The organism is Thermobacillus composti KWC4, from assembly GCF_000227705.2.
Classification (GTDB): domain Bacteria; phylum Bacillota; class Bacilli; order Paenibacillales; family Paenibacillaceae; genus Thermobacillus; species Thermobacillus xylanilyticus.
Window position 1 is genome coordinate 2,162,613 of sequence record NC_019897.1, and the last position, 26,212, is coordinate 2,188,824.

29 protein-coding genes are annotated in these 26,212 nt (G+C 60.0%); all 29 read right to left on the bottom strand.

What is annotated here, in order from left to right; all coding sequences use genetic code 11:
* Positions 1 to 100: 100 nt before the first annotated feature.
* The gene (locus THECO_RS10115; protein WP_015254944.1) at positions 101 to 535 is read right to left on the bottom strand and encodes a hypothetical protein; all 435 of its coding nucleotides are present in this window, start codon (positions 533 to 535) and stop codon (positions 101 to 103) included.
* A gap of 1 nt (position 536) precedes the next feature.
* A complete protein-coding gene (locus tag THECO_RS10120) occupies positions 537 to 1,022 on the bottom strand; it encodes a chemotaxis protein CheD (protein WP_015254945.1) in 486 nt (161 codons plus the stop codon).
* A complete protein-coding gene (locus tag THECO_RS10125; protein WP_015254946.1) occupies positions 1,019 to 1,639 on the bottom strand; it encodes a chemotaxis protein CheC in 621 nt (206 codons plus the stop codon). The genes THECO_RS10120 and THECO_RS10125 overlap by 4 nt, the downstream gene beginning before the upstream one ends.
* 3 nt (positions 1,640 to 1,642) lie before the next feature.
* Positions 1,643 to 2,104 carry a chemotaxis protein CheW gene (locus THECO_RS10130; RefSeq protein ID WP_015254947.1) on the bottom strand — a complete coding sequence of 154 codons (462 nt, stop codon included), beginning with the start codon at positions 2,102 to 2,104 and terminating at the stop codon, positions 1,643 to 1,645.
* A gap of 46 nt (positions 2,105 to 2,150) precedes the next feature.
* Positions 2,151 to 4,193, bottom strand: coding sequence for a chemotaxis protein CheA (locus tag THECO_RS10135; RefSeq protein ID WP_015254948.1), 2,043 nt, complete (start codon positions 4,191 to 4,193; stop codon positions 2,151 to 2,153).
* Positions 4,194 to 4,244: 51 nt separating this feature from the next.
* Entirely contained in the window at positions 4,245 to 5,516 is a 1,272-nt protein-coding gene (locus THECO_RS10140; RefSeq protein ID WP_015254949.1) for a protein-glutamate methylesterase/protein-glutamine glutaminase, read from the bottom strand.
* A gap of 28 nt (positions 5,517 to 5,544) precedes the next feature.
* Complete coding sequence (locus THECO_RS10145; protein WP_015254950.1) at positions 5,545 to 6,417, bottom strand: MinD/ParA family protein; 873 nt, start codon at positions 6,415 to 6,417, stop codon at positions 5,545 to 5,547.
* Entirely contained in the window at positions 6,410 to 7,708 is a 1,299-nt protein-coding gene (gene flhF / locus THECO_RS10150; RefSeq protein WP_015254951.1) for a flagellar biosynthesis protein FlhF, read from the bottom strand. The genes THECO_RS10145 and flhF overlap by 8 nt, the downstream gene beginning before the upstream one ends.
* Positions 7,705 to 9,738: a flagellar biosynthesis protein FlhA gene (gene flhA / locus THECO_RS10155; RefSeq protein WP_015254952.1), complete on the bottom strand. Its 2,034-nt coding sequence runs from the start codon at positions 9,736 to 9,738 to the stop codon at positions 7,705 to 7,707. The genes flhF and flhA overlap by 4 nt, the downstream gene beginning before the upstream one ends.
* A 20-nt stretch (positions 9,739 to 9,758) precedes the next feature.
* The gene (gene flhB, locus THECO_RS10160) at positions 9,759 to 10,856 is read right to left on the bottom strand and encodes a flagellar biosynthesis protein FlhB (protein ID WP_015254953.1); all 1,098 of its coding nucleotides are present in this window, start codon (positions 10,854 to 10,856) and stop codon (positions 9,759 to 9,761) included.
* 21 nt (positions 10,857 to 10,877) lie between these two features.
* Positions 10,878 to 11,657, bottom strand: coding sequence for a flagellar biosynthetic protein FliR (fliR, locus tag THECO_RS10165; protein ID WP_015254954.1), 780 nt, complete (start codon positions 11,655 to 11,657; stop codon positions 10,878 to 10,880).
* 12 nt (positions 11,658 to 11,669) lie between these two features.
* Entirely contained in the window at positions 11,670 to 11,939 is a 270-nt protein-coding gene (fliQ, locus tag THECO_RS10170; protein ID WP_015254955.1) for a flagellar biosynthesis protein FliQ, read from the bottom strand.
* A 26-nt stretch (positions 11,940 to 11,965) separates the two neighbouring features.
* Positions 11,966 to 12,718, bottom strand: a complete 753-nt coding sequence (fliP, locus tag THECO_RS10175) for a flagellar type III secretion system pore protein FliP (protein ID WP_015254956.1) — start codon at positions 12,716 to 12,718, stop codon at positions 11,966 to 11,968.
* On the bottom strand, positions 12,715 to 13,344 hold the full coding sequence (locus tag THECO_RS10180) for a flagellar biosynthetic protein FliO (RefSeq protein ID WP_015254957.1): 630 nt from the start codon (positions 13,342 to 13,344) through the stop codon (positions 12,715 to 12,717). The genes fliP and THECO_RS10180 overlap by 4 nt, the downstream gene beginning before the upstream one ends.
* A 4-nt stretch (positions 13,345 to 13,348) precedes the next feature.
* Positions 13,349 to 13,711, bottom strand: a complete 363-nt coding sequence (locus THECO_RS10185) for a response regulator (RefSeq protein ID WP_015254958.1) — start codon at positions 13,709 to 13,711, stop codon at positions 13,349 to 13,351.
* A 22-nt stretch (positions 13,712 to 13,733) separates the two neighbouring features.
* Positions 13,734 to 14,957 carry a flagellar motor switch phosphatase FliY gene (gene fliY / locus THECO_RS10190; RefSeq protein WP_015254959.1) on the bottom strand — a complete coding sequence of 408 codons (1,224 nt, stop codon included), beginning with the start codon at positions 14,955 to 14,957 and terminating at the stop codon, positions 13,734 to 13,736.
* Complete coding sequence (fliM, locus tag THECO_RS10195; RefSeq protein ID WP_015254960.1) at positions 14,947 to 15,942, bottom strand: flagellar motor switch protein FliM; 996 nt, start codon at positions 15,940 to 15,942, stop codon at positions 14,947 to 14,949. Before fliM ends, fliY begins: the two co-directional genes overlap by 11 nt.
* A gap of 44 nt (positions 15,943 to 15,986) precedes the next feature.
* Positions 15,987 to 16,463, bottom strand: a complete 477-nt coding sequence (locus THECO_RS10200; protein ID WP_015254961.1) for a flagellar basal body-associated FliL family protein — start codon at positions 16,461 to 16,463, stop codon at positions 15,987 to 15,989.
* On the bottom strand, positions 16,460 to 16,687 hold the full coding sequence (locus tag THECO_RS10205) for a flagellar FlbD family protein (protein ID WP_015254962.1): 228 nt from the start codon (positions 16,685 to 16,687) through the stop codon (positions 16,460 to 16,462). The genes THECO_RS10200 and THECO_RS10205 overlap by 4 nt, the downstream gene beginning before the upstream one ends.
* A gap of 73 nt (positions 16,688 to 16,760) precedes the next feature.
* On the bottom strand, positions 16,761 to 17,582 hold the full coding sequence (gene flgG, locus THECO_RS10210) for a flagellar basal body rod protein FlgG (protein ID WP_015254963.1): 822 nt from the start codon (positions 17,580 to 17,582) through the stop codon (positions 16,761 to 16,763).
* A gap of 93 nt (positions 17,583 to 17,675) precedes the next feature.
* Positions 17,676 to 18,062: a TIGR02530 family flagellar biosynthesis protein gene (locus THECO_RS10215; RefSeq protein WP_015254964.1), complete on the bottom strand. Its 387-nt coding sequence runs from the start codon at positions 18,060 to 18,062 to the stop codon at positions 17,676 to 17,678.
* On the bottom strand, positions 18,055 to 18,498 hold the full coding sequence (locus THECO_RS10220) for a flagellar hook capping FlgD N-terminal domain-containing protein (protein WP_015254965.1): 444 nt from the start codon (positions 18,496 to 18,498) through the stop codon (positions 18,055 to 18,057). The genes THECO_RS10215 and THECO_RS10220 overlap by 8 nt, the downstream gene beginning before the upstream one ends.
* Positions 18,499 to 18,536: 38 nt before the next feature.
* Entirely contained in the window at positions 18,537 to 20,009 is a 1,473-nt protein-coding gene (locus THECO_RS20555; RefSeq protein WP_015254966.1) for a flagellar hook-length control protein FliK, read from the bottom strand.
* Between the two features lie 60 nt (positions 20,010 to 20,069).
* Positions 20,070 to 20,957 (bottom strand): MotE family protein, encoded by an 888-nt coding sequence (locus THECO_RS10235; protein WP_232427800.1) that lies wholly within the window; start codon positions 20,955 to 20,957, stop codon positions 20,070 to 20,072.
* Positions 20,958 to 20,999: 42 nt separating this feature from the next.
* A complete protein-coding gene (gene fliJ, locus THECO_RS10240; protein WP_015254968.1) occupies positions 21,000 to 21,446 on the bottom strand; it encodes a flagellar export protein FliJ in 447 nt (148 codons plus the stop codon).
* An 8-nt stretch (positions 21,447 to 21,454) separates the two neighbouring features.
* Positions 21,455 to 22,780 carry a flagellar protein export ATPase FliI gene (gene fliI, locus THECO_RS10245; protein WP_015254969.1) on the bottom strand — a complete coding sequence of 442 codons (1,326 nt, stop codon included), beginning with the start codon at positions 22,778 to 22,780 and terminating at the stop codon, positions 21,455 to 21,457.
* Positions 22,761 to 23,594, bottom strand: coding sequence for a flagellar assembly protein FliH (fliH, locus tag THECO_RS10250; RefSeq protein ID WP_015254970.1), 834 nt, complete (start codon positions 23,592 to 23,594; stop codon positions 22,761 to 22,763). The genes fliI and fliH overlap by 20 nt, the downstream gene beginning before the upstream one ends.
* The gene (gene fliG / locus THECO_RS10255) at positions 23,587 to 24,606 is read right to left on the bottom strand and encodes a flagellar motor switch protein FliG (protein WP_015254971.1); all 1,020 of its coding nucleotides are present in this window, start codon (positions 24,604 to 24,606) and stop codon (positions 23,587 to 23,589) included. Before fliG ends, fliH begins: the two co-directional genes overlap by 8 nt.
* 10 nt (positions 24,607 to 24,616) lie before the next feature.
* Positions 24,617 to 26,194, bottom strand: coding sequence for a flagellar basal-body MS-ring/collar protein FliF (gene fliF / locus THECO_RS10260; protein WP_015254972.1), 1,578 nt, complete (start codon positions 26,192 to 26,194; stop codon positions 24,617 to 24,619).
* Positions 26,195 to 26,212 lie beyond the last annotated feature (18 nt).

Consider the following 26,212-nt stretch of genomic DNA (forward strand, 5'->3'; position numbering starts at 1 on the left):
CATCCGATTTGCGTCGGGAGATAAGCCGATTGATAAGCGGGCAGCTTGTCCGGATGATCGCGTTTTGCTTAAGGAAAGCGTTCCTGGCATCCGCATGCGGTCAATGATCGCCTTCATGCGCCAGATGGCGCACGGCTTGCGCCAGCTCTTCCGGGTCTTTGCCTTCAATGGAGAAAACGCGTTTCGGCTCGAGCGGACGGAATTCCGCGGCCGCCGCGTTGCCTGACTGGCCGGATTCCCGCTGTGCCTTGAGCATCTCGCTTAGTTCGGACTCGTCGTCCGGCGTCTTGAGATCGACGTGCGCGCCGACTTCCTGCGGATCCGCCGTCGGGCCGAATCCCCGCTCGGCATCAGCCGAAGCGACGATCAGCTGCAAAGCACCGCGCAACAGGTAACCGGCAGCGAAAAATGCGGCGAATGCGTACAGTGCGCGCAGACACGAGACGGCAAAACCGTTGTTGCCCAGCGAGAAGAAAAACGTGAGCAGCATGCCCGCCAATCCCAACACGAGATTCCAGCGAATGGATCCCAGCATCTCAAAGCTCCTTTGTTCCGTACTGTATGCTCCGTATGGTCAAAACCCCGGTCGTGCTGTCCAGTTCGATCGTCCGGCCGTAATTGGCGCCGGTGTCTTCGGCAACCAGCGGAATGTCCAGCGATTCAAGCATCATCTTGCATGTTTCGACATTTCGCGGCCCGATGCGCATCGTATCCTGTCCGGCGAAAGCGAACATCTGGGCGCCGCCGGCCAGTTTGGCGACCAGCCTCCTGCGTGAAGCGCCGGCCGCGATCATCGCTTGCAGCATGTCCGGCAGCGCGGTGTCTGCATATTTCGCGCGGTTGAACTGCTCTTCGCGCGCGATTTCTGAGGATGGCAGCATGATATGGGCCATGCCGGCGATCTTTGCGGCACCGTCGTAAAGGGTAAGACCGACGCAGGAACCGAGCCCGGTCGTCTTGAGCACATCGCCCGACGAGGCAATTTTCCAGTCGGCCATGCCGACCTTGATCAGTTCTGTCATGAGCCCGGCACTCCCAGCGCGCGGAAGATCTTCTCGAACGACTCCGGATCCGGGATCAGGAAGAACTGACCTTCCACGGTGTCGCGGTCCTCGAGGAACTTCGTCTCGATCAGCAGGGCGGCGTCGCCCATCTGACCGAATTGCAGCAATCCGTAGCTCAGGATGGCTCCCGCCATATCGATGGCCAGCGAAGGCACGGTGGGCGTCATGGCCAATTTGGTGAAATCCGCCAGCGACGACAGGTAGGATCCTGCCAGAATATTGCCGATTTCATTGAGCGCGGACAATTCCATATCCGAATAGGCGCCTTCTTCCGTGTCGATGGACAGCAGATTCCGGAGAAGCCGTTTTGCCGAGTCTTCCCGGATGATGAAGAACATGTTGCCCGGCGCGTCGCCTTCGACGCGGAGAAAAACGGCGATGACGACCTGTTCGGCGCCGCCGACGCGGTCCGCGATTTCTTCGAACGGCACCAGACTGACCGTCGGCACGGACATGTCGACCGGATGGTTCAGGATGCGGGACAATGCGGTCGCCGCATGCCCCGCCCCGATGTTGCCGACTTCCTTGAGCACATCAAGCTTGAACTCGTCCTTGAACTCGTTCCAGAGACTCACGCTTCAGCCCTCGAACTGTTCAAGCTGGATGATTTCATCCTTGTTCAAAACTTCAACCAGGTTCAGCATGATGAGCAGGCGGTTGTCGTCCATTTTGGCGACGCCGCGCAAATATTTCGCCTTGATGCCGCCGACGACTTCCGGAGGCGAATCGATGCGGTCGCTGTCGATGTCGATGACGTCGTTCGCGGCATCGACGATGAACCCGACCTCGAGGTCACCCACCTGCACGATGATGATCCGCGACGTCTCCGTCGGCTCGGTCTCCGGCAGACCGAAGCGGCCGCGCAGATCGATCACCGGAATGACGACGCCGCGCAGGTTGATGACCCCCTTGACGAATGCCGGCGTCTTCGGTACGCGCGTAATGGGCATCATCCGCTCGATCGTCCGTACCTTGTCCACCTCGATGCCGTACTGCTCGTCCGCCAGCGCGAAAACGATGACTTTCAGTTCTTCACCCATGGGAAGACCTCCTTGATATGGTATCAGGCAGAATCGGCGGTGTATTTTACTTGATCAGCGCGTTGGGATCGATGATCAGCGCCACCTGACCGTCGCCCAGAATTGTCGCTCCGGAAATGACGCTGTATCCGGACAGATATTTGCCAAGCGGTTTCAGCACGATATCGCTCTGGCCGATGAAATCGTCGACGAGAACGGCGGCCCATTTGTCGCCCTTCCGGATGATGACCGCTTCGCACTCCTCTTCCCGGCTGTCGTCGTAGTCCGGCGAATCGATCAGTTCCGCCAGCGAGACGACCGGGATGATCGCCCCGCGGAACTCGGTCATCGCGCTGCCGTGAATGTTGTGAATCTGGCTGCGTTTCACGATCGTCGTCTCCATGATGGAAGAAAGCGGAATCGCATACTTCTCGGAGCCGAGCTTCAGCAGCATGGCCGAAATGATCGACAGCGTCAGCGGCAGCTGGATCGAGAAGACCGTTCCTTTGCCGAGTTCCGAAGTGACGGTCACCGAACCGCCGAGGGCATTGATCTTCGACTTGACGACGTCAAGTCCGACGCCGCGGCCGGAAATGTCGGACACTTGCTCGGCCGTGCTGAAGCCCGGCGCGAAGATCAGCATGTACACTTCCTCGTCGCTCATCGTCTTGCCTTGCTCTTCGGTGATGATGCCCCGTTTCACCGCCGTTGCCAGCACCTTGTCCCGGCGGATGCCGCCGCCGTCGTCTTCGATTTCAATGAAGACGTTGTTGCCGCTGTGGAAGGCGCGCAGGTGCACGGTGCCCGTCTCCGGCTTGCCGGCTTCGAGTCGTTTCTCGACCGGTTCAATGCCGTGGTCGACCGAGTTGCGGAGCAGATGGACGAGCGGGTCGCCGATCTCGTCGATGACCGTCCGGTCCAGTTCGGTCTCCGCGCCGGTGATGATCAGGTCGACTTTCTTGTCCAGCGACTTCGCAAGGTCCCGGACCATCCGGGGGAACCGGTTGAAGACGGTCTCGACGGGAACCATCCGGAGCTTCATCACGATATTCTGCAGATCGGCGCTGATCCGGCTCATGTGTTCGACCGTTTCGGTCAGTTCGTTGCTCCGGATTTCGCTGGCCAGCTGTTCAAGCCGCACGCGGTCGATCAGCAGTTCGCTGAACAGGTTCATCAGCACGTCCAGCCGCTCGATATCGACGCGGATCGTCTTCGCCACGGCGCCTCCGGCCGCCGGCGGACGCTTCTCGGCCGAACCAGCGACTGCGCCGGCCTGCGGCTTGTCCGCCTTCCACTCCGGTTCGGACGGCCGCGAGGGGCGGGACAGCGCGGCCAGGGCATCGGCGTCCAGCTCCGTCACTTCGACCGATTCAATCTCCGAGATGCCGCCGATCTGCTGCTTCAACTCGTCGCTTGTCCATTGCGAGATCAGGAAGACGGTGATGGAGCGGTCGAACTTCTCCTGCTCGATGTCCTGAACCGACGGCCGGGATTTCACCACTTCGCCGGCCTGCTCCAGCACATTGAACACCATGTAGGCCCGGGCGGACTTGAGCACGCAGTCTTCCCGGATCGTTACGACCGTCTTTAATACACGGTGTCCGGAACCGATCGACTGCTGCAGGACGGAGAACTGATACTGATCCAGTTCAACCTCTCCCGCCTGCTGCGCCGGCGCCTGCGCCGATGCGGCCGCCGAAGCGGCGGCGACTTCGGAATCGGCCGTCATCTCGCCGCTCACGATCTTCTTGAGCACGCCGACAAGCTCCGAGACATCGGCGCTGCCCGTTCCGCCGCCTACGATGTCCTGCACCATCGACTCGAGCGCGTCCAATCCCTTGAAGAGCGTGTCGAAGATGAAACTGTTCATGCGCAGCTTCCCGTTGCGCACCAGGTCGAGCACGTTCTCCATTTCGTGCGTCAGATGGGCCAGGTCTTCGAATCCCATCGTCGCGGACATCCCTTTGAGCGTATGCGCGGAGCGGAAGATGTCCTGCACGATCGACAGATCATCCGGCGAACTTTCCAGTCTGAGCAAGTTCTCGTTCAAAGATTGCAGGTGGTCGTTCGATTCGTCGATAAACATCGACAGGTACGCGTTCATATCCATGGCCTTGCACCTCCTGGTTGAACTCGGTTCACAGCGGAAATCGGGTTAACGCTATCGCCTGACGGCCTCGGTCAGCCGAGCCGGTATGTCGTGCAGCGGCAGCACGATCGAGGCGGCGCCTTCTTCGATTGCGGAGCGCGGCATGCCGAATACGACGCATGTCTCCTCCGCTTCGGCTATGGTCGTGACGGCGCCGTGATCCGCAAGTGCCCGCATGCCTTTGGCTCCGTCGCTGCCCATGCCCGTCAAGATGACGGCGTGACGGGCTAGTTCGGTGAAAGGTACAAGCGATTCGAACAACACATCAACCGACGGGCGGTGACCGTTCCGCTGCGGCCCGTCCGTCAGTCGAATGACATACTGACGGCCGCTTGCCGCGAGCTCCATATGGCGCCCGCCGGGCGCGATATATGCGAAGCCCGGCCGAACCGGTTCGCCGTCTTCCGCTTCCTTGACCGTCAGGGCGGAATGGCTGTTCAGCCGCTGCGCAAGCGAGTAGGTGAACTTCGGCGGCATATGCTGCACGATCAGAAGCGGTGCGGGCAGGTCGCCCGGCAGCTCGCTGAGCAGACGATGCAGCGCCCTTGGGCCGCCGGTCGACGTTCCGATCGCGATGATATGCCGGAACGCGCCCGCCGTTTCCGCGGCAACCGGCTTCGCAGGCGCAGGAGGCGCAGGCCGGACGGCTTCCGGCCGGATTCCGGAATCCGGAATCCGCGGAGATTCCGATGCGGGCGACGGAGACGGTGCCGCGCTCTCCCGCTTCGCCGGCGGCTGCTCCGGCCGCTTCGGCTGCTTCAGCTCCTTTGGCTGCTTCGGCTCCTTTGGCTGCTTCGGCACGGGTGCCGCCCGGGCAGCGCCTTTCGTCTTCGCGGCCGGACGGCTGGCCTCCGGACGTTCTTTCGCTTCGGGAGCCGCCTGCCGGCGGATCGCTGCCGCCGCTTTCAGCCGAAGCATGAGCTCTTCAGCCGTCTTGCGAATATCCGCGCCCGGTCCGGAAGGTTTGCGGATAAAATCGAACGCGCCGAGTGCGAGCGCCGCGATCGTCTCCCGGGTATGCTCCTCGCTGATGCCGGACAGCATGATGACGGGCGTGCTTGCTTCGGCCATAATGTGCTTCAGCGCTTCGATCCCGTTCATCTCCGGCATTTCCAGGTCGATCGTAATGGCGTCCGGCTTCAGATCTCGATGAAGCTCCACCGCCTCCCTGCCGTTCTTCCCGACGGCGATGACGGTGAACGCCGGATCGGATTCAATGATGTCCGAGAACAGTTTCCTCATGAAGGCCGAGTCGTCTACGACGATGATCCGGTAACGCTTCATCGATGTTCACCCCACTGGCGCTGGATCGTTAACGCTGCCTGAACATGCGTTCAAAAAATCCCCGGATGCCGCCGGACTTCTTCGCGGACGGTGTGGATATGAACGCCCTCGCGATTTCCTCGACCGCCTTGGACGCGCTGCCGCCCGGGTAGGCGATTGTGAACGGCACCTGCCGCTTGACCGCCTTCGGCACGTGCGCGTCGTCCGGGATGATGCCGAGCAAGGGCAGATCGAGCGACAGAAACTGCTTGGCGACGAGACTGATCTTGTCGGCCGTCTGCCGGCCTTCGCGGTGGTCTGCCGCGCGGTTGACGACCAGTTTGAAATCGACGTCGTGGTTCATGGACCGGACCATTTTGATGAGCGCATACGCATCCGTGATCGAAGTCGGCTCCGGCGTCGTCACGACGACCGTCTCCTGCGCCGCCGTGATGAACCGGACGGTTTCCTTCGACAGGCCGGCCCCGGTATCAAACAGGATCAGATCGTAGTGGCCGTGCAGCTTGCTGATCTGTTCGCCGAAATAGTCCAGTTCGCGGTCCGAAAGATTGAGCAGGTCATTGAAACCGGAACCGCCGGCAATGAAATGAAGGCCGAGCGGCCCTTCATGGACGATCTCCCGGATGGCTTTCTCGCGTCTGAGCAGATGCACCAGATTGTAGGGGGCCGATGTCCCCATGAGCACATCGATGTTGGCCATGCCTATATCCGCATCGAACACGAGCACGCGCTTTCCGAGCTTCTGCAGCGACAAGGCGAAATTCAGGCTGAAATTCGATTTGCCGACTCCCCCTTTGCCGCTGGTGACCGTGACGACCCGCGTCTGAAGGGGCTCTTGCTCCCCGTTGTGAAATTGGCGAAATTGCATCAGACTGCGCAACGCATCCGCTTGATCAGTCATCTCCTTGCGCCCCCAAGAGTTGCGCGACATAACGGTCGGAGCGGAAAGGCTCGATGTCGTCCGGCACGTTCTGACCGGTCGTCACGTAGGCCGCTTTCAGATGGTGCTGCATGGCAAGGTTCAATACGGACCCGATCGCGTCCGTCTCATCCCGCTTCGTATAGATGACTTTCGTCACCCCGTAGGCCACGAACCGGGATGCAACCGCCTCCAGATCCCGCGTCTTGCCGGTCAGGCTGAGCACAAGGAACGTGTCGCAGTCTTCATCCCGCTGGATCAGACTGTTGACTTCGGACACGTACAGATCGTTGCGGAAATTCCGGCCGGCCGTATCCATGAAAATGATGTCGCGGTCTTCCAGCTGCTTGAAGGCGCGCGCCAGTTCAAGCGGCGAGAATACGACTTCCATCGGCACATTCAAAATATTGGCGTATGTACGGAGTTGATCAACGGCGGCGATGCGGTACGTATCCGATGTAATGAAGCCGACTTTGCGCTTGGAGCGAAGCACTTGCTCAGCCGCCAGCTTCGCAATTGTGGTGGTTTTACCGACACCCGTCGGTCCGACGACGTGAACGACGCGGGTACCGTCGCGGATGCCTGCCGGCTCGCCCGGATTCACCCACTCCCGAAGCAGCTCGGCCGCGATCTCCCAGACGGCTTCCGGCCCCGTATCGGGGCTGTAGCCGGGGTGCGCCTTGATCTTGTCAATGAGCAGCTCGATCCAGTCCTGTTCGACATCCTGCTCTGCCAGCCTCTGCCGCAATTTTCCGAGTGCGGCAGGCTCCGCATCCCGTTCGCTGCTCCGTGCGAGCTTCGCCATCATCGCCTTCATCTGCCGGATTTCTTCCAGCACGGCATCTTGGTCGACGGCGATTCGGGCTGACGAACGGACCTCGGATTCGGGAGCGGCTTGACCGTTCCGGGACGCCGGTTCGGCCGGCGACACTTCTTCCGGATCGGCCGGGACGGCGGCTGCCGCGGACCGTGCAACCTGCTGCCGCTGCATGCCTGCGGCTTGCGGAAGCGGAGGCGCCGCCTCCGCAACCGCGGCGGCCGCTCCGGGCGGTTTGGCCAACACCGGAAGCGGGTTCTGCGGGACGTTCCGGACGCCCGGCGCATTCGTCTCGACGGCGGCGATCACTTCCATCTTCTTCTTGCGGAACAGGCCGAGAAACCCGCCCACGTAGATTTCCTTCGTGTTCAGGATCACCGCGTCCTTGCCCAGCTCGCTGCGGATGATCGGCAGCGCCTCCGGCACCTCGTCCACGACATAGCGTTTGACCCTCACAGATTCACCACCCCGACACTTTGAACTTCAACACTCGGTTCAAGTTCGCTGTATGACAGCACCGGCACATCCTGCATCGTGCGTTCGACGATCTGCCGCAGGTACATGCGGATCGTCGGCGACGCCAGGACGATCGGCTGCTGTCCGGATTGAATCTGGCGGGTGACTTGCTCGTTCAGCTTCTGATAAATCTGCTGCGTTGAGACGGGATCAAGCGCAAGATAGCTGCCGTGTTCCGTCTGTTGCACCGATTCGGCAATCTTCTTCTCCAGCTGCGGACCGACCGTAATGACCTTGAGCGTCTCGCCGGGATGCGCGAACTGGTTCGTGATCTGGCGCGACAACGCCTGACGGACGTACTCGGTCAAAATATCGGGATCCTTCGTGTATGTACCGTGGTCGGCCAGCGTCTCGAAGATCGTCACCAGATCGCGGATCGACACCTTTTCTTTCAGCAGCTTGACCAGCACTTTCTGCACGTCGCCGATCGACAGCACCGACGGAATCAATTCGTCGACCAGAGCCGGGTACTGCTCTTTCAGGTTGTCGATCAGCGCCTTCGTCTCCTGGCGGCCGATCAGTTCATGCGCGTGGCGCTTGATCACTTCGGTCAGATGAGTCGCCACGACGGAAGGCGGATCGACGACGGTATATCCGGCGAGCTCCGCCCGCTCCTTCACGGAATGTTCGATCCAGAGCGCCGGCAGCCCGAAGGCCGGTTCCTTCGTCTCGATGCCGACGACGGATTCGTCGTCGATGCCGGGGCTCATCGCAAGATAATGGTTGAGCAGCAGCTCTCCCCGTGCCACCGTGTTGCCTTTGATCTTGATGACGTATTCGTTCGGCTTCAGCTGGATGTTGTCGCGGATCCGGATGACGGGCACGATGAGCCCGAGTTCCAGCGCGCATTGCCTGCGAATCATGATGATGCGGTCCAGCAGGTCTCCTCCCTGCTGCGTATCCGCCAGCGGAATGAGACCGTAGCCGAATTCGAACTCGATCGGATCGACCTGCAGCAGGCCGACGACGCTCTCGGGACTGCGCACTTCCTCGATCTGCTGCTCCTCGACCATGAGCTCTTCCTCCTGCTTCTGCCGCTCCATGTTCTTGCTCATCCGGTAACCGGCGAAAGCAAGCACGGCGGCGAAAGGCAGCGTCGTGGCCCAGCCGATCGGCGTGAACAGTCCGAGCATCGCCACGGTACCGGCGACGATGTAGAGCAGCCGCGGGAACTTGAACAACTGGTTCGTCAGATCGAAGGCGAGGTTGCCTTCCGAAGCCGCCCTTGTCACCACCAGGCCGGCGGAAGTCGAAATGAGGAGCGCCGGAATCTGGCTGACGAGACCGTCGCCGATCGTCAGGACGGAATAGGTCTCCAGCGCTTCGCCGAACGACATGCCGTGCACGGCCATCCCGACGACGAATCCGCCGATCAGGTTGATGAACAGAATGACGATGGCGGCAATGGCGTCGCCTTTGACGAATTTGCTCGCACCGTCCATCGCGCCGTAGAAGTCGGCTTCCTTCTCGATCTTCTCGCGCCGTTCGCGCGCCTGCTGCTCGTTGATGAGTCCGGAGTTCAGATCGGCGTCAATGCTCATCTGCTTGCCGGGCATCGCATCGAGGGTGAAGCGCGCCGCCACCTCGGCGACCCGTTCCGAACCTTTCGTGATGACGATGAACTGCACGACGACCAGAATGAGAAAGACGATGAAGCCGATGGCGATTTCATTGCCGGCCACGAATCTTCCGAACGTCTCGATGACGTGTCCGCCCTCGCCTTTCGACAGAATGTTCCGGGTCGCCGAGATGTTGAGCGCGAGCCTGAACATCGTCGTGATCAGCAGGAGCGAGGGGAAAATGCTGAAATTGAGCGCATCGTTCGTGTTCATGGCGATCAGCAGAATCATGAGCGCCAGCGAGATGTTGACAACGAGCAGGAAGTCGAGAAGCCCGAGCGGGACGGGAATGACCATCATGAGCACGATGCCGATGATGCCGATCAGAATGACCAGATCTTTTGATTTCATGCGGCTTCCCACCTCCCCGGTCAGGATGTTTTGACGCGTCCTTTCAATCTATATATGTAAGCCAGAACTTCCGCCACAGCCTGGAACAGGTCGACCGGGATCGTCCGGCCGATCTCCGTCCGTTCGTAGAGGGCTCTGGCGAGCGGCTTGTTCTCCATGATTGTGACATCATGTTCCTTCGCAACTTCGCGGATGCGGAGGGCCAGATAGTCGACGCCTTTGGCCACGACGATCGGCGCGTCCATCTCCGCCGCGTCATATCGAAGCGCGACCGCATAGTGTGTCGGGTTGGTGATGACCACGTCCGCTTTCGGCACTTCCTGCATCATCCGCTGGATCGCCATGCGACGCTGCTTCTCCCGGATTCTGCCCTTGATGAGCGGGTCGCCTTCCACTTTCTTGTGCTCGTCCTTGATGTCCTGTTTGGACATGCGGATGCTTTTCTCGTGCATGTATTTGCGGTACATGAAATCGAGCAAAGCCAGCACGACAAGCAGTACGGCGATCTGGATGCCGAGCGAAAGCGTCAGCGATGCGGCGAAAGCCAGAATCTGTTCGGGCATCGCATGGTCCAGCATCACGATCGATTCCAGTTCGCCCCAGATGGTCATATAGACCATAAGCCCTACAATCAGCAGCTTCAGAATGCTCTTGACGAACTCGACCAGCGACCGGCTCGAGAACAACTGCTTCACGCCTTGAATCGGATCGATTTTCTTGAGTGACGGCTTGATCGTCTCGAAGGTGAACAGCCATCCGAACTGGAAATAGTGGCTGGCCAGGCCGACCACCAGGGCAATGGCGAAAATAGGAAAAAGCAGAAGCGCAACTTCGGTCATCCATTTCGACACGAGCCAACCCAGCGATTCCGCCGTAATCTCCATCGTCAGCCCGCTTTCGAACGTGTCGCCGAACATGCGGTACAGCCGGTCTTTGTAATAACCGCCGAGCATCATGAAGCTGAGAAAGACGAACAGCAGAATGAATGCCGCCGGTATCTCCTGGCTGGACGCGACCTGGCCTTTGCGCCGGGCTTCCTGCCTTTTGCGCGGCGTTGCCGGCTCGGTTTTCTCCTGGTTGAACAGCTGCAGGTCAAGGATGAGCCGATACCGATGCATGCATGTCCACCTTTCCCGGATTCAGCCTGTCATGACGGCCATCAGCTGCCGGAGATGATCGAACAGAACGGACATCAGATACGAGCAGAACGACGCAAATCCTGCAAGGCAAGCCATCATGACGAGCAGACCGACCAAAATCTTGAGCGGCAGCCCGATCACGAACACGTTGAACTGCGGCGCCGTCTTGGCGAGAAAGCCGAGCCCCGTGTCGGTCAGAAACATCGCGACGATGATCGGAGCGGCCAGCTGAAACCCGAGGATGAACGTCGTCGCGACCGTCCGGGTGAGCAGTTCCGTCACGCTTCCCGACGCGAGCGCCGTGTACAGCTCTCCCGCGAGCGGCAGCCATTCGTAGCTGTCCATCAGCGCGGACAACATGTAATGGTGCCCGTTCATGGCCAGGAACACGGCGAGCAGCAGAAAGTACTTGAAATTGCCCGTGAGCGGAGCCGAAACCCCGGTCATCGGATCGATGATGTTCGCCATCCCGAAGCCCATCTGCAGATCGACGAAAGCGCCGGAAATCTGGGCAACCGCAAAGAACAGGTAAAATATGTATCCCAGCAGCAGGCCTGCCAGCACTTCATGGATGACATACAGCAGATAGCCCGCATCCATCGGTACCGTATATTGAAACCCGCTTGCGAGAAAGACGATCAGCGAGACGAAAAATCCGAGCCCGATCTTGAACGGCGCCGGCACCTGCCTGATGGAGAACAGAGGCGAAACGACGAAAAACGAAGTAATTCGACAAAACATCAGCAAAAAAACAGAAAAACCCTGAAGAAAGCCGTCCATGATCCGCTAGCCCTAACCGATATATTTGTACAGGTTGTTCAACAGATTGTAGGCAAAATCGACGACCGTGTTCAGTATCCATGGGCCGAATACGAGGAGCGCCAGCAGCACCGCCGCGATTTTCGGAATGAAGGCCATCGTCTGCTCCTGGATATGCGTCGTTGCCTGAAAAATGCTGACGATCAGGCCGACGGACAGGGCGATGACAAGCAGCGGAGCGGACGCCTTGAGCACCGTATAGATGGCCTGACCCGCCAGGCCGATGATAAAGTCCTCGCTCACCGCTATCGTCCTCTCCTTCTATCGGCTTATGGATTGAAACTGAGCAGCGCCGATTTGACTACCAGGTACCAACCGTCCACCAGGACGAAGAGCAAAATTTTGAACGGCAGCGAAATCATCATGGGCGGCAGCATCATCATCCCCATCGCCATGAGCGTGCTTGAGACAATCATGTCGATGATCAGGAACGGAATGAAGATCATGAAGCCCATCTGGAACGCCGTTTTCAGTTCGCTGATCGCGAACGCCGGCACAAGCACGGTGAGCGGGATATCCTCGACGGATGCCGGCCGTTCCATTTGCGCATAGCGCATGAACAGCAGCAAATCTTTCTCCCGCGTATGCTTGGCCATGAATTCTTTCATCGGAACGGCTGCCGCTTCGAGCGCTTCGGTCTGCGTCATTTCGCCGCGCAGATAAGGTTGCAGCGCGGTGCTGTTCACTTCGGACAGCGTGGGCGCCATGATGAACAAGGTCAGGAACAGCGCAAGTCCGATAATGACCTGGTTCGGCGGGCTCGTCTGCGTGCCGAGCGACATGCGGACAAATCCGAGCACGACGACGATCCGCGTGAAGCTCGTCATGAGCACCAGAATCGCCGGTGCAATGCTCAGCACCGTGATGAGCAGCAGAAGCGACAGCGCGGAAGTATTCGGCTCTTCCGATTCTCCGCCGATCGATATGTCGATGTTCGGCAGAACGGCTGCGGATGCCTGATCGCCGAACAAGAAGATCGATGCCATCAACAGGAATGCGGCCAGCCACAATTTGCTTCTCATTCGTCCATCAACCGATCTTTCGACTGCGAGTCGTTCACAAGCGACTCGAATTGTTGTTTTCTGCCGGCTTGCCGCTCCAGATTGCTGCGCAGCATGGCCTCGAACTCGGAGACGTTCCAGCTGTTGTCCGATTCCGGAGTCCGGCGGCCGCCGCGCAACCGGTTCAGCCATTCACCGATCAACGGGACGCCCATCGGCTGTGATGCCGGGTTTTCCAGGACGGCGATCAATCGACCGGCTTCCTCCGCGTCGTCAATCCGGTCAATGAGCGTCACATTCTCGCCGACACCGAGGAGATACAGCTTTCCGCCGACCTCGATGACCTGCAGCGATTTGTTCTGCCCCAGCGCGATTCCGCCCAATGAACGAAGCGATCGGTTTTGCCCCCATGTGCGGGCCCGGGAAGACAGGAATCGCAGCGTGAACACAATGAGCACGATGACGATGACAAGTGCGACGATCATCCACACTGCGCTGCCGATGGCGTCCATGCCGTCGGGAATGTCCGGCGGAGCGTTCTCCTCGCCCGGCAGCCCGTCTTCCAGACTTGTCCCGAACGCGGCCGCAGGATGCAGAATCGCCGCCGCTGCCGGTGACAACGCGGCGATATACGGGCGGATACGCATTGCTTCACCCAAGCGTCTTCTTGATCGCTTCGATGACACGATCCGCCTGGAACGGCTTGACGATGAAGTCTTTTGCCCCCGCTTGAATGGCATCGATGACCATCGCTTGCTGGCCCATGGCCGAACACATGATCACTTTGGCACCGGCGTCAATTTTTTTGATCTCCTTGAGCGCCGCAATGCCGTCCATCTCCGGCATCGTAATGTCCATCGTGACCAGATCCGGCTTCAGTTCCTTGTAACGCTCAACCGCCTGCGCACCGTCCTGCGCCTCGCCGACGACTTCGTAGCCGTTCTTCGTCAGAATGTCGCGGATCATCATTCTCATGAATGCTGCGTCGTCAACAATCAGAATGCGGTTTGCCATCGTACTTTTCCTCCCGGGGTGATTATTGTAATTTTTGGATCCGATCCCATTGGCTGACGATTTCGGTTACGCGTACGCCAAAGTTTTCGTCAATGACGACAACCTCGCCTTTTGCGATCAGCTTGTTGTTGACGAGAATATCCACCGGTTCGCCCGCCAGCTTGTCCAGCTCGATGACCGATCCTTGGGACAGTTCGAGAATTTCCTTAATTTGCTTCGACGTCCTTCCCAATTCTACCGTCACTTTGAGCGGAATGTCGAGAAGCAGATTCAAGTTCGTATCATCAGCCTGCACGTACGACGCACCGCCGAAGTTCGGGAATTGGACCGGCTGAACGTTCACGCCGCGTGTCGGAACGGAACCGTAGGTCTGCGGTCCGGACGGCGGCGCAACCGGCGGCTGCATGTACGGCTGCTGCTGTTGCGGCGGCTGCATATACGGCTGCTGCGGAGGCTGCTCCTGCGCATAGCCTTGATGGGATGCCGCCTGCGGCTCCGCATGGGACTGTTCCTGGGAAGCCGTCGGCGCCGGTTCCGGTGCTGCTTGCGACGACTGCGCGGACGGGTCGCCGCCGATCAAGTTCCGGACGAGCTCCTTGACGAACGGAACCGGAAGCAGCTGCATGATGGTCGAGTCGATCAGATCGCCGATCGTCAGCCGGAACGAAATCTTGACGAACACGTCGACCGGAGGCAGGCTGCTCACGCCGTCGCCTTTCATCACGTCCAGAATATTGACGGACGGCGGCGAAATGTTGACCAGACGGTTAAAGATGGTCGACATGGACGTGGCGGACGAACCCATCATCTGGTTCATCGCTTCCTGCACGGCGCTGACGTGAATCTCGTTCAGCTCTTCCTCGTCCTTGACTTCCCCTTCGCCGCCGAGCATCAGGTCGGCGATAATTCGCGCGTCCTTCGTCTTGATCACGAGCGAATTGATGCCCTGGAATCCTTCGACGTATTGCACGTGAACGGCAACATGGGGCCTCGGAAATTCGGTTTCCAGATCTTCGCGGCGGATGATCGACACCTTCGGCGTCGTAATGTCCACCTTCTTGCCGAGCAGCTGCGAGAGCGCCGTCGCCGCGCTGCCGAACGTAATGTTGCCGATTTCCCCGATCGCATCCTCCTCAACCGGATCGAGCGTTTCTTCCTGCGCGTCCTTCGAGGCCGGCTCCGCTTCATTTGCCTGCCGCAGCAGAGCGTCGATCTCTTCCTGCGACAAGTAATCTTTACTCGTCATTTTCCTCCGCTCCTTCCACGATCTCGTCAATTTGCACGGCCATGCGGTCCCGGATCGTGCCGGCCGAGCCGATGAACTTCAGCTTCTCGCCGACCCTGATGTGCAGCCCGTCATCGGTGCGCGTGTTCAGCGTGATGACATCGCCCGGCTGCAGACTCAAGAATTCACGGATCGTGATCGTCGAACTGCCGAGCTCGGCAATGATCGGCAATTTGGCCTTGCTGACCCGGCTGTTCAGAATGTCGATCTCTTCAGGCGCGCGGGTCTTCTTCTGCGCGACGAACCAGTGATGCACCGAGAGACGATGCATGATCGGTTCGATGACCACGTGCGGGATACACAGGTTGATCATCCCCGTCGTATCGCCGATCTTCGTGCTGAGCGAGATGAGCGCGATCGTCTCGTTCGGCGACACGATCTGCATGAACTGCGGATTGGTCTCCAATCCTTCGAGCCGCGGGTTGATGTCCAGCACCGTCTTCCACGCTTCCGCCAGGCTGTCCAGCGCCCGGTTGAAGATGCGCTCCATGATGCTGTTCTCGATATCCGTCAGCGCATTGATCCTGGTCGGAGCGTTGCCTTGCCCGCCCAGCATGCGGTCAAGCATGGCGTATGCGACGTTCGGGTGTACTTCGAGCACCATCCGGCCTTCCAGCGGATCGGCTTCGAATATGTTCAGGATCGTCATCTTCGGGATGGACCGAATGAATTCGTCGTACGGCAGCTGTTCGACCTGCACCACGTTGATCTGGACGAACGTTCTCAGCTGTGCGGAGAAATAGGTGGTCAAGTAACGCGCGAAGTTCTCGTGAATGCGCGTCAAGCTGCGCAGATGGTCTTTCGAAAAGCGGACGGCGCGCTTGAAGTCGTAGTTGCGAATCCGCTTTTGCGTTTCTTCTTTCTTCAATTCTTCCGCGTCCATCTCGCCGGATGACAGCGCCGCCAGCAGCGCGTCTATCTCATTCTGCGAAAGTACATCCACCACAATGCTCACCCCCTGGAAGGAACCGGTGCGGCCGTCCGCCGCGATCAGATTCGCTGTATGATGATGTTGGTGATCTCGACCTTGGTCAGTCTGCCGTGCGTCAGTTCGGGGTTGATCAGATTGAACAGCCTGGCGTTCAATTCATCCTTGCCCTTGGAACCGCGCAGTTCTTCCTCCGTCATGTCGGACAACGTGCGGATGACGATCGGCTTGATGGAAATATCCTTGATCTTCTCGAATTCTTCCTTGGCTTTCTTGCTGTCAAGCCGGAAGGCGAGACTCATGACGACGACATAATTGGTATCCAGCAGATTGGTGCGGATGTCCTGGATTTCTGCGGTCATGGCAACCCGTTCATCGGCCGTCAGCTTCTCCGGTTCCACCTGTTCGACGATTCTGTCGATTTCGCCGGAATCGCTGCCCGAATCGTTGAACAGCCGGTCATAGATGAAGAAGGCCGCAACGACGATCAACGTAATGGCGAGCAGAATGGTGATCAACCATGGCAACAGTCTCTTCATGTCTCAGGCCCCTCCAATTGTTCGCTGCGAATGACGGACGCCACCAGGCCGATTCCGCGCAAGTATTCCTGCGTTCTCGCGATGAGTTCGGCCGCGGGTTCCGAAGCCATCACTTTCTTTCCGGTCAAGAGCGTAATCAGGGTATCCGGAACTTCTTCGATCGTTTCGATCAGAAGCGCGTTGATGACAACCTTCGTCCCGTTCAGGCGCGTCACCTCGATCATGAGTTTCCCCCTTCGCCGCCGCCGTGCGGGGAGGCGGATGGGCCGCCTCCCGCCCGGCCTATTGAACGCGAAATTAACGTTTCAGATTGACGACTTCCTGAAGCACTTCGTCGGATGTCGTAATGATGCGGGAGTTCGCCTGGAATCCGCGCTGCGCGACGATCATTTCGGTAAACTCCGTCGTCAGATCGACGTTCGACATCTCAAGCTGCCCGGCGATGATGACGCCCGTGCCGGCTTCCGCGTCGCCCGGCGCGGTGAACTCGATCTCGCCTTCCGGGTTGGCGTTCGGCGTCACGCGATACAGGTTGCCGCCGATTTTCTCGAGGCCGGCGGGGTTCGCCACCCGGATGACCGCAATCTGGATGCCGGTATCTTCCATCGTGCCGTCCGCGGCGATGGAAATGATCGAGCCGTCCTGTCCGATCGTGAAGGCCGTAATCTCCGGATCAAGGACGATCGGCTCGCCGTCAACGCTGAGCACGAACATGCCGTCCGCGTTCACGAGCTGGCCCGCCGCATCGAGCATGAAGTTGCCCGCGCGGGTCAGATACGGAACTTCCTGGTCTTCCGATGCGAAGACGGCGAAGAATCCGTCACCGTCAATGCGCAGGTCCGTCGCGACGTTCGTCGTCATCGCGCTGCCAGGCGTGTGAATCGTGTCGATCGCCGAGATCGCGACGCCGAGTCCGACTTGCTTCGGATTGACGCCCCCGGTCACGCCTTCTTCCGGCGGCGTGACGCCCGCAACCGTCTGGCTCAGAATATCCTTGAACATGACGCGACCGGCCTTGAAGCCGACGGTATTGACGTTGGCGATGTTGTTGCCGATGACGTCAAGTTTCGTCTGAAAACCGCGCATGCCGGATACGCCGGAATACATGGATCTCAACATGGGAATCGTTCAACCTCCCGCTTCATCAGGTTTGAGTCAGCCGCTTCCATCGATCCGCGGCTGAAGGGCCTCCTGTTCAGGTCCAGCCCTTGATCACGAAATGACAACCGCGCTGTCGATCCGGGTAAAGACGTTTCCTTCCGCAGATCCGCTGTCGATCGCGGTAACGACCGTCTTAGACGGCACGTTGACGATCATCGCAATGTCCCGGTACAGGATGAGGGAATCCTTCGCGCCTTTCGCCTCCGCCGCTTCGACCGCCGAGACGATCTTGCTGAGCTGCTCGGGCTTCAGGCTGATGCCCCTTTGCTGCATGCGCATTTCCGCATGCCGGCTGAACTTCAGCTCGCCCGCCTTGAGCAGCTTCTCGAAGGATACGGCTTCATCCGGTGTCCGCTGCGTCCGGAACTGCGCCGGATTTCCAATGCCGAGCGGCTGTCTTGCCGGATACAGTTGCCCGATCCGGATTCCGTCAGCCATCGGTGCCGCCTCCTCCCGGCAGCGACATCGACGAGATCGAGTCCAGGCTGAGCTCCCGGTCGCCGACCTTGGCCATCGTCACGCCGTCACGGACAATGATGGAATCGACGATGCCCCGGTAGGTCATCAACTGTCCGGTCGCTTGATCCAACTCGCTCCATGTGACGCTCATGCCGATCATGCCGGAAGCGATGCCGAGATTGTTCCTCAGCGCCGACATCTCGGTCACCAGGTTCATCAACTGTTCAACCGACGTGAACTGCGCCATCTGGGCGATGTATTCGGTGTTCGACAGCGGTTCGAGCGGGTTCTGGTTCCTGAGCTGGGTGACGAGCAGATTCAGAAAAGCGTCCTTGCCCATCACATTTCTGTCCGTGTCGGCCGCCGCCGCCCTGACGTTGGTGACATGATAGGACGGCCAGACAACACCTGCCATTCGTTCTCACCTCCGCTTGAGGCTGTCAGGGATCACCGTCAAGCCTTCACATTGATTGCGCGTCCGTAACCGAGCTCCCGGATCGCGGTCTGTTCGAGCAGCTCCGTTTCAAAGACGGGAACCGAATCATCCGCGCGGTTTCCTCTGCCGCCCTCCTGCCGGTTCTGTCCGCCGCGCTGCCGCTGCTCCTGGAACATCTGGCTCTGCGCCGCGTTGCCGTAGGTCACTTCCAGCCGTTCAACCTGGATGCCCTGGCTCTGGAGGGCGCCGCGAAGCACAACGAACTGGTTCTCGATCAGGTCTTTCGCAACCGCGCTCTCCGTCATGAACTGCGCCGTCAGCTGTCCGTTCTGCAGGGTGATGCGGACGGCCACCTCGCCGAGATGCTCCGGCACGAGCAGGATGCGGGCTTCCGACACCCCGTTCGAAGCGCTCAGGTTCATCTGTCTGACCGCCATGCCCGAGATGACTTCATGGAACCGTTCCACCGGAACAGTGTGCACGGGCTGGCGAACAGCCGCCTCCGTCCGGGCGGTCTCAGCCGCTGCACTTGCGGACTGCGGCCCGACGGCCTGCGTGATCGGCGTCAGATCGGCCGTTTCGGCTGCGGCAGCCTGAACCGCGTCCTCAGCGGCAATGGTCTGCAGCTGTGCGTTCGCTGCCGGACCGTTGACGTTTGCTCCCGTCAGCGCCGCGGTCTGAACCGTTCCGGTCTGCACGCCGCTCTGCCGCTGCGCCTCCGTCACGACCGCTGCAACCGATGCCTGCATCGGCCGGGCAAGCCGCGCCAGCAAAGCTTCCGCCGAAGAGCGGGTTTCCGTTCCCGTCGTCTTGATGTCTACGGTCTGCCGGGCTTCGGCTGCCGCGTCCCGGTTCGCTTCATCCGCCGCGGTGAGCGCTTGTTGCAGCCGATCGATCAGCGCTTCAAACCTCGCGCTCTCCTGCCTGGTGAGCGGCCGAAACGCTCCTTCCGCGAGGAAGGCCCGCACGAAGGCAATCGTCTCATGCAGCCCTCCGCGGAATGCAACGCCGTCCGCGGTGTCCGCTTCCGCCGCCATGTCCGCCGGCTGTACCGGCGCTTCTTCCGCCTGGCCGGCATTCGGCAGCGGCAGCGGGATGCCGAACATCGCCATCATGACCGCCTGCAGCTCTTCCAAAGCGGCGTCAATTTCCGCTTTCTGCTCTTCCGTCAGCGGTTCCGCGCCGTTCTCCGTCAACTGAAGAAGCGCGTCCAGCTTGTCGAACAGCGATTTGCCCGTCGCCCCGCCCAGCAGGTCCGCCCATTCTCCGCTTGACAGTTGGCAAGCGATCCGTTGGGCGGCTTGCGTCTGGCTATCCTGACGGACGGCGCCGCCGGCGTCCGAAACCTGCGCCACGAGCATGCGGCCGAACGCGCCGCCGTTCTGTCCGGACTGCGGATTGGCTTCCGCCGTCTGACCCGTTGCTGCCAGTTGCTGCGCCGATGCTCCCGCAACCGAAGCGGCAATTATCATAGCCGGATTCATTGACATCTGTGTTCACCCCCTTTCAAGCGTTTCGCCGCAGCCGGCCGGCTGCCGGTCAACCGATGATCAGCGGTCGACCAGCTTGTTGACCAGCTGCGCGGTATATTTCGCGTTCTTCTTCTGCATGGCTTCCAGAATGTCCGCCCGCGAAGCCGCCGGGAGCGAACCCAGCAGATCGAGCACTTTGCCCGGATTCAGATCGGCCATTTGCAGCAGGATTTCCGCCGCGCTGTCCGGACTCATCGAACTGAACGTCGCGCTGATCTGGCTCTCATCCAGGCTGGTCGAGCTTTCGGCCCGCACCGTTTCATATTCCTCCAGCCTTGCCTGCAGCGCGGCGATCTGCCGGTCTTTCGCCGTAACCGTATCTTTGAGGCGCACCGTCGCTTCCGCGGCCACCTTCGGCGTCATTTTCTCCATCACGGTGACGCGGATCTCCGGACGCATCGCATCCATGATCAGCACCATTTCTTCCATCGTCATGCTCTCGAGAATCGGCGCTGCCTTGCTCGGCGAGATTTGTCCGAACATCGCGGCCAGCTCGCCGATGCGCGCCTGATATTCTTCGTCGGACAACTGTCTCTCCGCGCTCGCCTGCGTCAATTCCTCAATCCGGGCCTCAAGCTGCACCACCGTCTGTTCCAATTCGGCACGAATGCCGGCGAGCTCGGCCAGTTCGGCTTCCTTCTCCGCGAGCTGCGATTCCAGCTCCGCAATTTTCGCTCCCTGATTCCTTTCACGGATCGCGTTCTCATTCAGCGTCTCTTTGCCGGCGGGCGCATCGGGCACGATCCGCTCAAGCACCGGCACCCGGTTCGCCGTTTCGAGCATCCGGTTGCGCAAATCGGGATTGAACAACGTGAGCAGCACCCCGACGAGCACCAGCGTGAACAGGATCGGCGTCAGGAAGAACATGAATCGTTCCAGTCCGCTGTATGTTTTCTCCGCCTCCACTTCAGCCAAGCGCGTCCCCTCCTTACCTGCCGACGGCGGCCGTCAGTTCGTTGTGAAGACGAACCGTACGGCTGCGATCTCATCCAGTTCGTTCTGTTCCGATCGTTGCTGCATGCGCATGAAGTGTTGGAACGCCTTCTCCTTCGCTTTGAGCCATACTTTTTCATCGACCATCCGGTCGGCCAGAACCGCCCGGCACCGTTCTTTCTCGGCAGCGGCGCGCTGCACATTCTCCTGCTGTTTCCGGATGGCGGCATTCAGATATTCAACATAGGATTGCATCATCTGCAGTTCGGCCAGACTGGCGCCGGACTCGGCTTCGGTCTGCAACCGCCCGAGCCATGCGGCGAGTTCCTCCTGCAGCTGCCCGAGCGTTCTTTCTTCCTGTTCCAGCTTGCCGACGGCGGCGGCCAGCATCCATTCCGCCTGCGTCTTCTCGCTTGATTTCAGGTCGACGATCTTCTGATACGGGTACCGGTATCTCGCCATCGCACCGCTCAACCTCCCAGGAACTCGCTGAGCAACCGCTGCTGCGACTCCTCGAAACTGACTTTCTCATCCGTCCGCTGCATGGCGTAACTGCGGATGCGATCGTAATATTCGATCGCGCGATCAATTTCTGCATTTGATCCCCGCTGATACGCCCCTATATTGATGAGGTCCTCCGAATCTCTATAAATGGAAAGCAGGCGTTTGAACTGATTGGCCGCTTCCAGCTGCTCCGCAGGCACGATGTCGTTCATGACGCGGCTGACGGAAGCCAGAATGTCGATTGCCGGATAATGCCCCTTGTTCGCCAGGCTGCGGCTGAGCACGATGTGGCCGTCGAGGATGCCGCGTACGGCATCGGCAATCGGTTCATTCATGTCGTCCCCGTCCACGAGCACCGTGTAGAACGCCGTGATCGAACCGGTCTTGCCGGTTCCCGAGCGCTCGAGCAGCTTCGGCAGCATGGCGAAAACCGACGGCGTGTACCCGCGCGTGGCCGGCGGCTCCCCGATGGCGAGGCCGACTTCGCGCTGGGCCATCGCGAACCGCGTGACCGAATCCATCATGAGCATGACGTCCAGGCCGCGGTCGCGGAAATATTCCGCAATCGTCGTGGCAATCAGCGCGCCTTTGATCCGGATGAGTGCCGGCTGGTCGCTTGTCGCGACGACGACGACAGAACGCGCAAGCCCTTCCGGGCCGAGATCTCTCTCGATGAATTCGAGTACTTCGCGGCCCCGCTCCCCGATGAGCGCGATGACGTTCACATCGGCGGACGTGTTGCGGGCGACCATGCCGAGCAGCGTGCTCTTCCCGACGCCGGAGCCGGCGAAAATGCCGACCCGCTGTCCGCGTCCCACGGTGAGCAACCCGTCAATCGCGCGCACGCCGATGCCGAGCGGTTCGGTCACCCGCGGGCGGAACAACGGATTGGAAGGGACATTGTGCGTCGAGTAATGCGTCATGCGCGCCGGTATGCGCGAACCGTCGAGCGGCTGTCCGAGCCCGTCAAGCACTTTACCGAGCAGCTCGCTGCCGACCGGCACGGTCAGCGGTTTGCAGGTGCTGACGACATCGCAGCCCGGACCGACGGCATGCAGTTCGCCGAGCGGCATCAACAAAACCTTGTTGTTGCGGAAGCCCACGACCTCCGCCTTGATCGGCTTGCCCGATTTGGCGGGATAGATGAGGCAGACATCGCCGATGCTCGCATCCGGTCCCTCCGATTCGACGGTCAGGCCGATGACCTGCGTCACCTTGCCGTTCATCCGCACCGGATCGACGGAACGGAGCACTTCGAGATAGGGCTCACTGTCAAGCCGATACGCCTTCATCCGCGTGCCCCCGCTCTCCGGCCTCCGCCGCAGCCTGCAGCAGCGCCCGTTTGATCTCTTCCAGCTGGGTGTCGATGCGCGCGTCAATGCTGCCGAAAGAAGTGCGGATGACGCATCCGCGGTCCGTCACGGTCGGATCCGGCACAATCTGCAGCTCGGCCTGCGAATCGACGGCCATCTCCAGCTCGTCGCGCGCCGCCATGACGAACGACAGTTGATCCGGAGCCACGCACAGCGTAACAAGGCCCTGTTCCCGCCGCCGCGCCAGCGACTTGCGGATCAGTTCAATCGTCCATTCGGGCGAGCGTTCCAGTTCGCGGTCGATGATCTTGCCCGCGATGGCGACGCTGAGTTCGACCAGGAACGGTTCCGCTTCCTGGATGATTTGCTCTTTGATACGATAAGCTTCTTCGAGCAGCGCCTTCGCTTCGGCGATTCTGCCCGTCCATTCCTGCCGGACGGCTTCCTCGGCTTCGGCGCGGCCTTCCGCGTACCCTTGCTCGTAGCCGTCCCGGCGGGCGGTCTCCGTAATCTCGAGATCTTGCGCGCGCCGTTCCTGCCACCACTGCTCGATCTGTTCTTCGGCGCTGCGCCTCGCCTGCTCGGCCTGTTCCGCCGCCTGGCGGATGCGCTCTTCGGCCTCGGCTTCGGCGTCGCGCAGAATCTGTTCCCTTAAAGCCGCCGTCTGGGGGTCCGGCCCGTTCGGATCGGCGCCTTCCTGCGGCTTCGCGGGAGGCTGGTACTTCCGGATCAATTCCAGCCGCCTCAGGTCATCGAGCGAGACGACGTGGGACGATTTGATCAGGTTAGACAATGATGTCGTCACCTCCGCCGCGCGCAATGATGATCTCGCCGGCTTCTTCCAGCCTGCGGATCGTCGCTACGATGCGCGTCTGCGCTTCTTCGACGTCACGCAGCCGGACGGGTCCCATATATTCCATTTCTTCCTTGAAGGTTTCGGCCATCCGCTTCGACATGTTGCGGAAGATGACCTCGCGGACTTCTTCGCTGGCCACCTTGAGCGCAAGCTGCAGGTCCGAGTTCTCGATGTCGCGGATGATGCGCTGGATCGAACGGTTGTCGAGGTTGACGATGTCCTCGAACACGAACATCCGTTTCTTGATCTCTTCCGCAAGCTCCGGGTCCTGGATCTCGAGCGAGTCGAGAATGGTCCGTTCCGTGCCGCGGTCTACGCCGTTCAGGATCTGCACGATCGATTCGATGCCGCCCGCCATCGTATAGTCCTGGGTAACGGTCGACGACAGCTTCTGCTCGAGAATCCGTTCGATCTGCGTGATCACTTCCGGCGATGTGCTGTCCATCAAGGCGATGCGCCTCGCCACATCGGCCTGTTTGTCCTGCGGCAGTGCCGACAGGATTGCCGCGGCCTGCTCCGGCTGCAGGTACGACAGCACCAGCGCGATGGTCTGTGAGTTCTCGTTCTGAATGAAGTTGAAAATTTGCGCCGGATCGGCTTTCCGCGCGAAATCGAAGGGCCGGACCTGAAGCGTCGCGGTCAGCCGGTTGATGACTTCCATTGCCTTGTGTTCGCCGAGCGCTTTCTCCAGGATCGTCTTCGCATACTGGATGCCGCCCTGCGATATGTATTCCTGGGCCATGCAGATCTGGTGAAACTCGGTCAGGATCGCCTGTTTCTCGGCGCTGTCGACCTTGCGGACATTCGCGATTTCCAGCGTCAGCTGCTCAATCTCTTCGTCACGCAAATGCTTGAAAATGTGCGCCGACACCTCCGGACCGAGCGTGATCAGCAGAATGGCCGCTTTCTGTCTGCCCGTCAATGCTTGCGGTGTCGCTGCCCTTGCCATCGTTCCACCTCTATTCATCCACTAGCCACGTGCGGAGCAGATTGACGAAATCGTCCGGTTTGCGTTTCGCGAAATGTTCCAGTTGTCTGCGCATTTGCGTCTCGGTCGTCACCTGATCGAGATCGATCGTCGGCAGTTCCACCTTCGGCTGCTCGGCTTCAAGCGCAGCCGCTTCCTCTTCCGCCGCAATCCGGTCAAGTCTCCGCTTGCGCAGGTAGAGGAACAGCGCGACGAGCAGGATGGCAGCGAGCGCGCCCGCGATGGCGAGAATCGTCGGAAGCGTCACACCGGACGAACCGCCTGCGGTGTCCTGGACGAACGGCTGCGAGATAAGGGAAACCTTGCTCGCGACCACATCGTCGTTCGACAGGTCAAGTCCCGATTGCGCCAATTGCGTACGCACCAGCCGGGTCAGATAATCCATGACGAAGGCGCGGTTTTCTTCGGTCAGCACGCCTTCCTGGATGCCGATGCCGATCGACAGATCCTTGACGACGAACGGAGCCGACACGATCTGGTTCTGGATCCGGCTGACTTCATAGTTCGAAATGCGCGAATTCTCTTCCGAGCTGCTCGTGCTGGACCCGTCGATGGCATCATAGCCGGGAATGTCGGTTTCGCCTGTGCCGGCGACGCCTCCGGGTCCCGTCGTGCCCGTGGTCGAGCTGGAGCGGATCTCTTCGCTGATCACGACGCCGGTCGTGCTTCCTTCCTGCGGTTGAACGAGATTCTCCACCGATGTTTTCTGGTCGAAGTTGAGCGTGCTGTTCACGCTGACCGCGAGATTCTCGGCGCCCACCATCTGGCCGAGGAACTGCTGGATCTCCCGCTTCAGGTCGGACTCATATTTGCGCTGGATCCTGAATTGCGCTTCCGCTGCCGACGAGGCGAAATTGACACCGCCTCCCGCTTTCTCGGAAGCGACGAGTTCCCCTTGCGGGCTGGAGATCGTGATGTTCTCGACGCTCAAGTTGGGAACCGCCGTTTTCACCAGGTTGTAATAGGCGTCAATCTGGTCCTGCGTGGGGCGGAATCCCCGTTTGAACTCGATCGTGACCGATGCCGAAGCCTGATCCCTTTCATCGTTCAGGAACACGGACTCTTCCGGAAGATTGATGAGCACGTTGGAGCGCTGAACGCCTTCCATCGAATTCAGCAGCCGCTGCACTTCCCCGTTCAGAGCGTCGCGGTAGCGAACGTTGAACTCGTTGTCGGTCATCCCGAACTGGGAACCGGAATCCCTGAACGATTCAAAGCCGATCGAGCCGTTGCGGACGATGCCCATGGAGCCGATTTCCACTTTCACCCGCGAAGCGGCGGAAGCGGGCACCGAAATGCTCGTGCCGTCGTTGCCGAGCTTGTACGGAATTCCTTCGGCGTTCAGATGTTCCATGATGGCCGCGGCGTCCGTGGCGTCCAGATTCTGAAATGCCAGCTCGTATTCGGTCCTGGAGAACAGGTAGATCAGAACGATTGTCAGCAGGATGAGGCCGCCCGCTGTCGCGGCAAGATAGATCCGCTGTTTCTTGCCGAATTGCTGCCAATATTGCGCGACGCGTTCGCGGTATTGGGCAAGTCTCTCGTTCACGTTTTCACCTCACCCGGT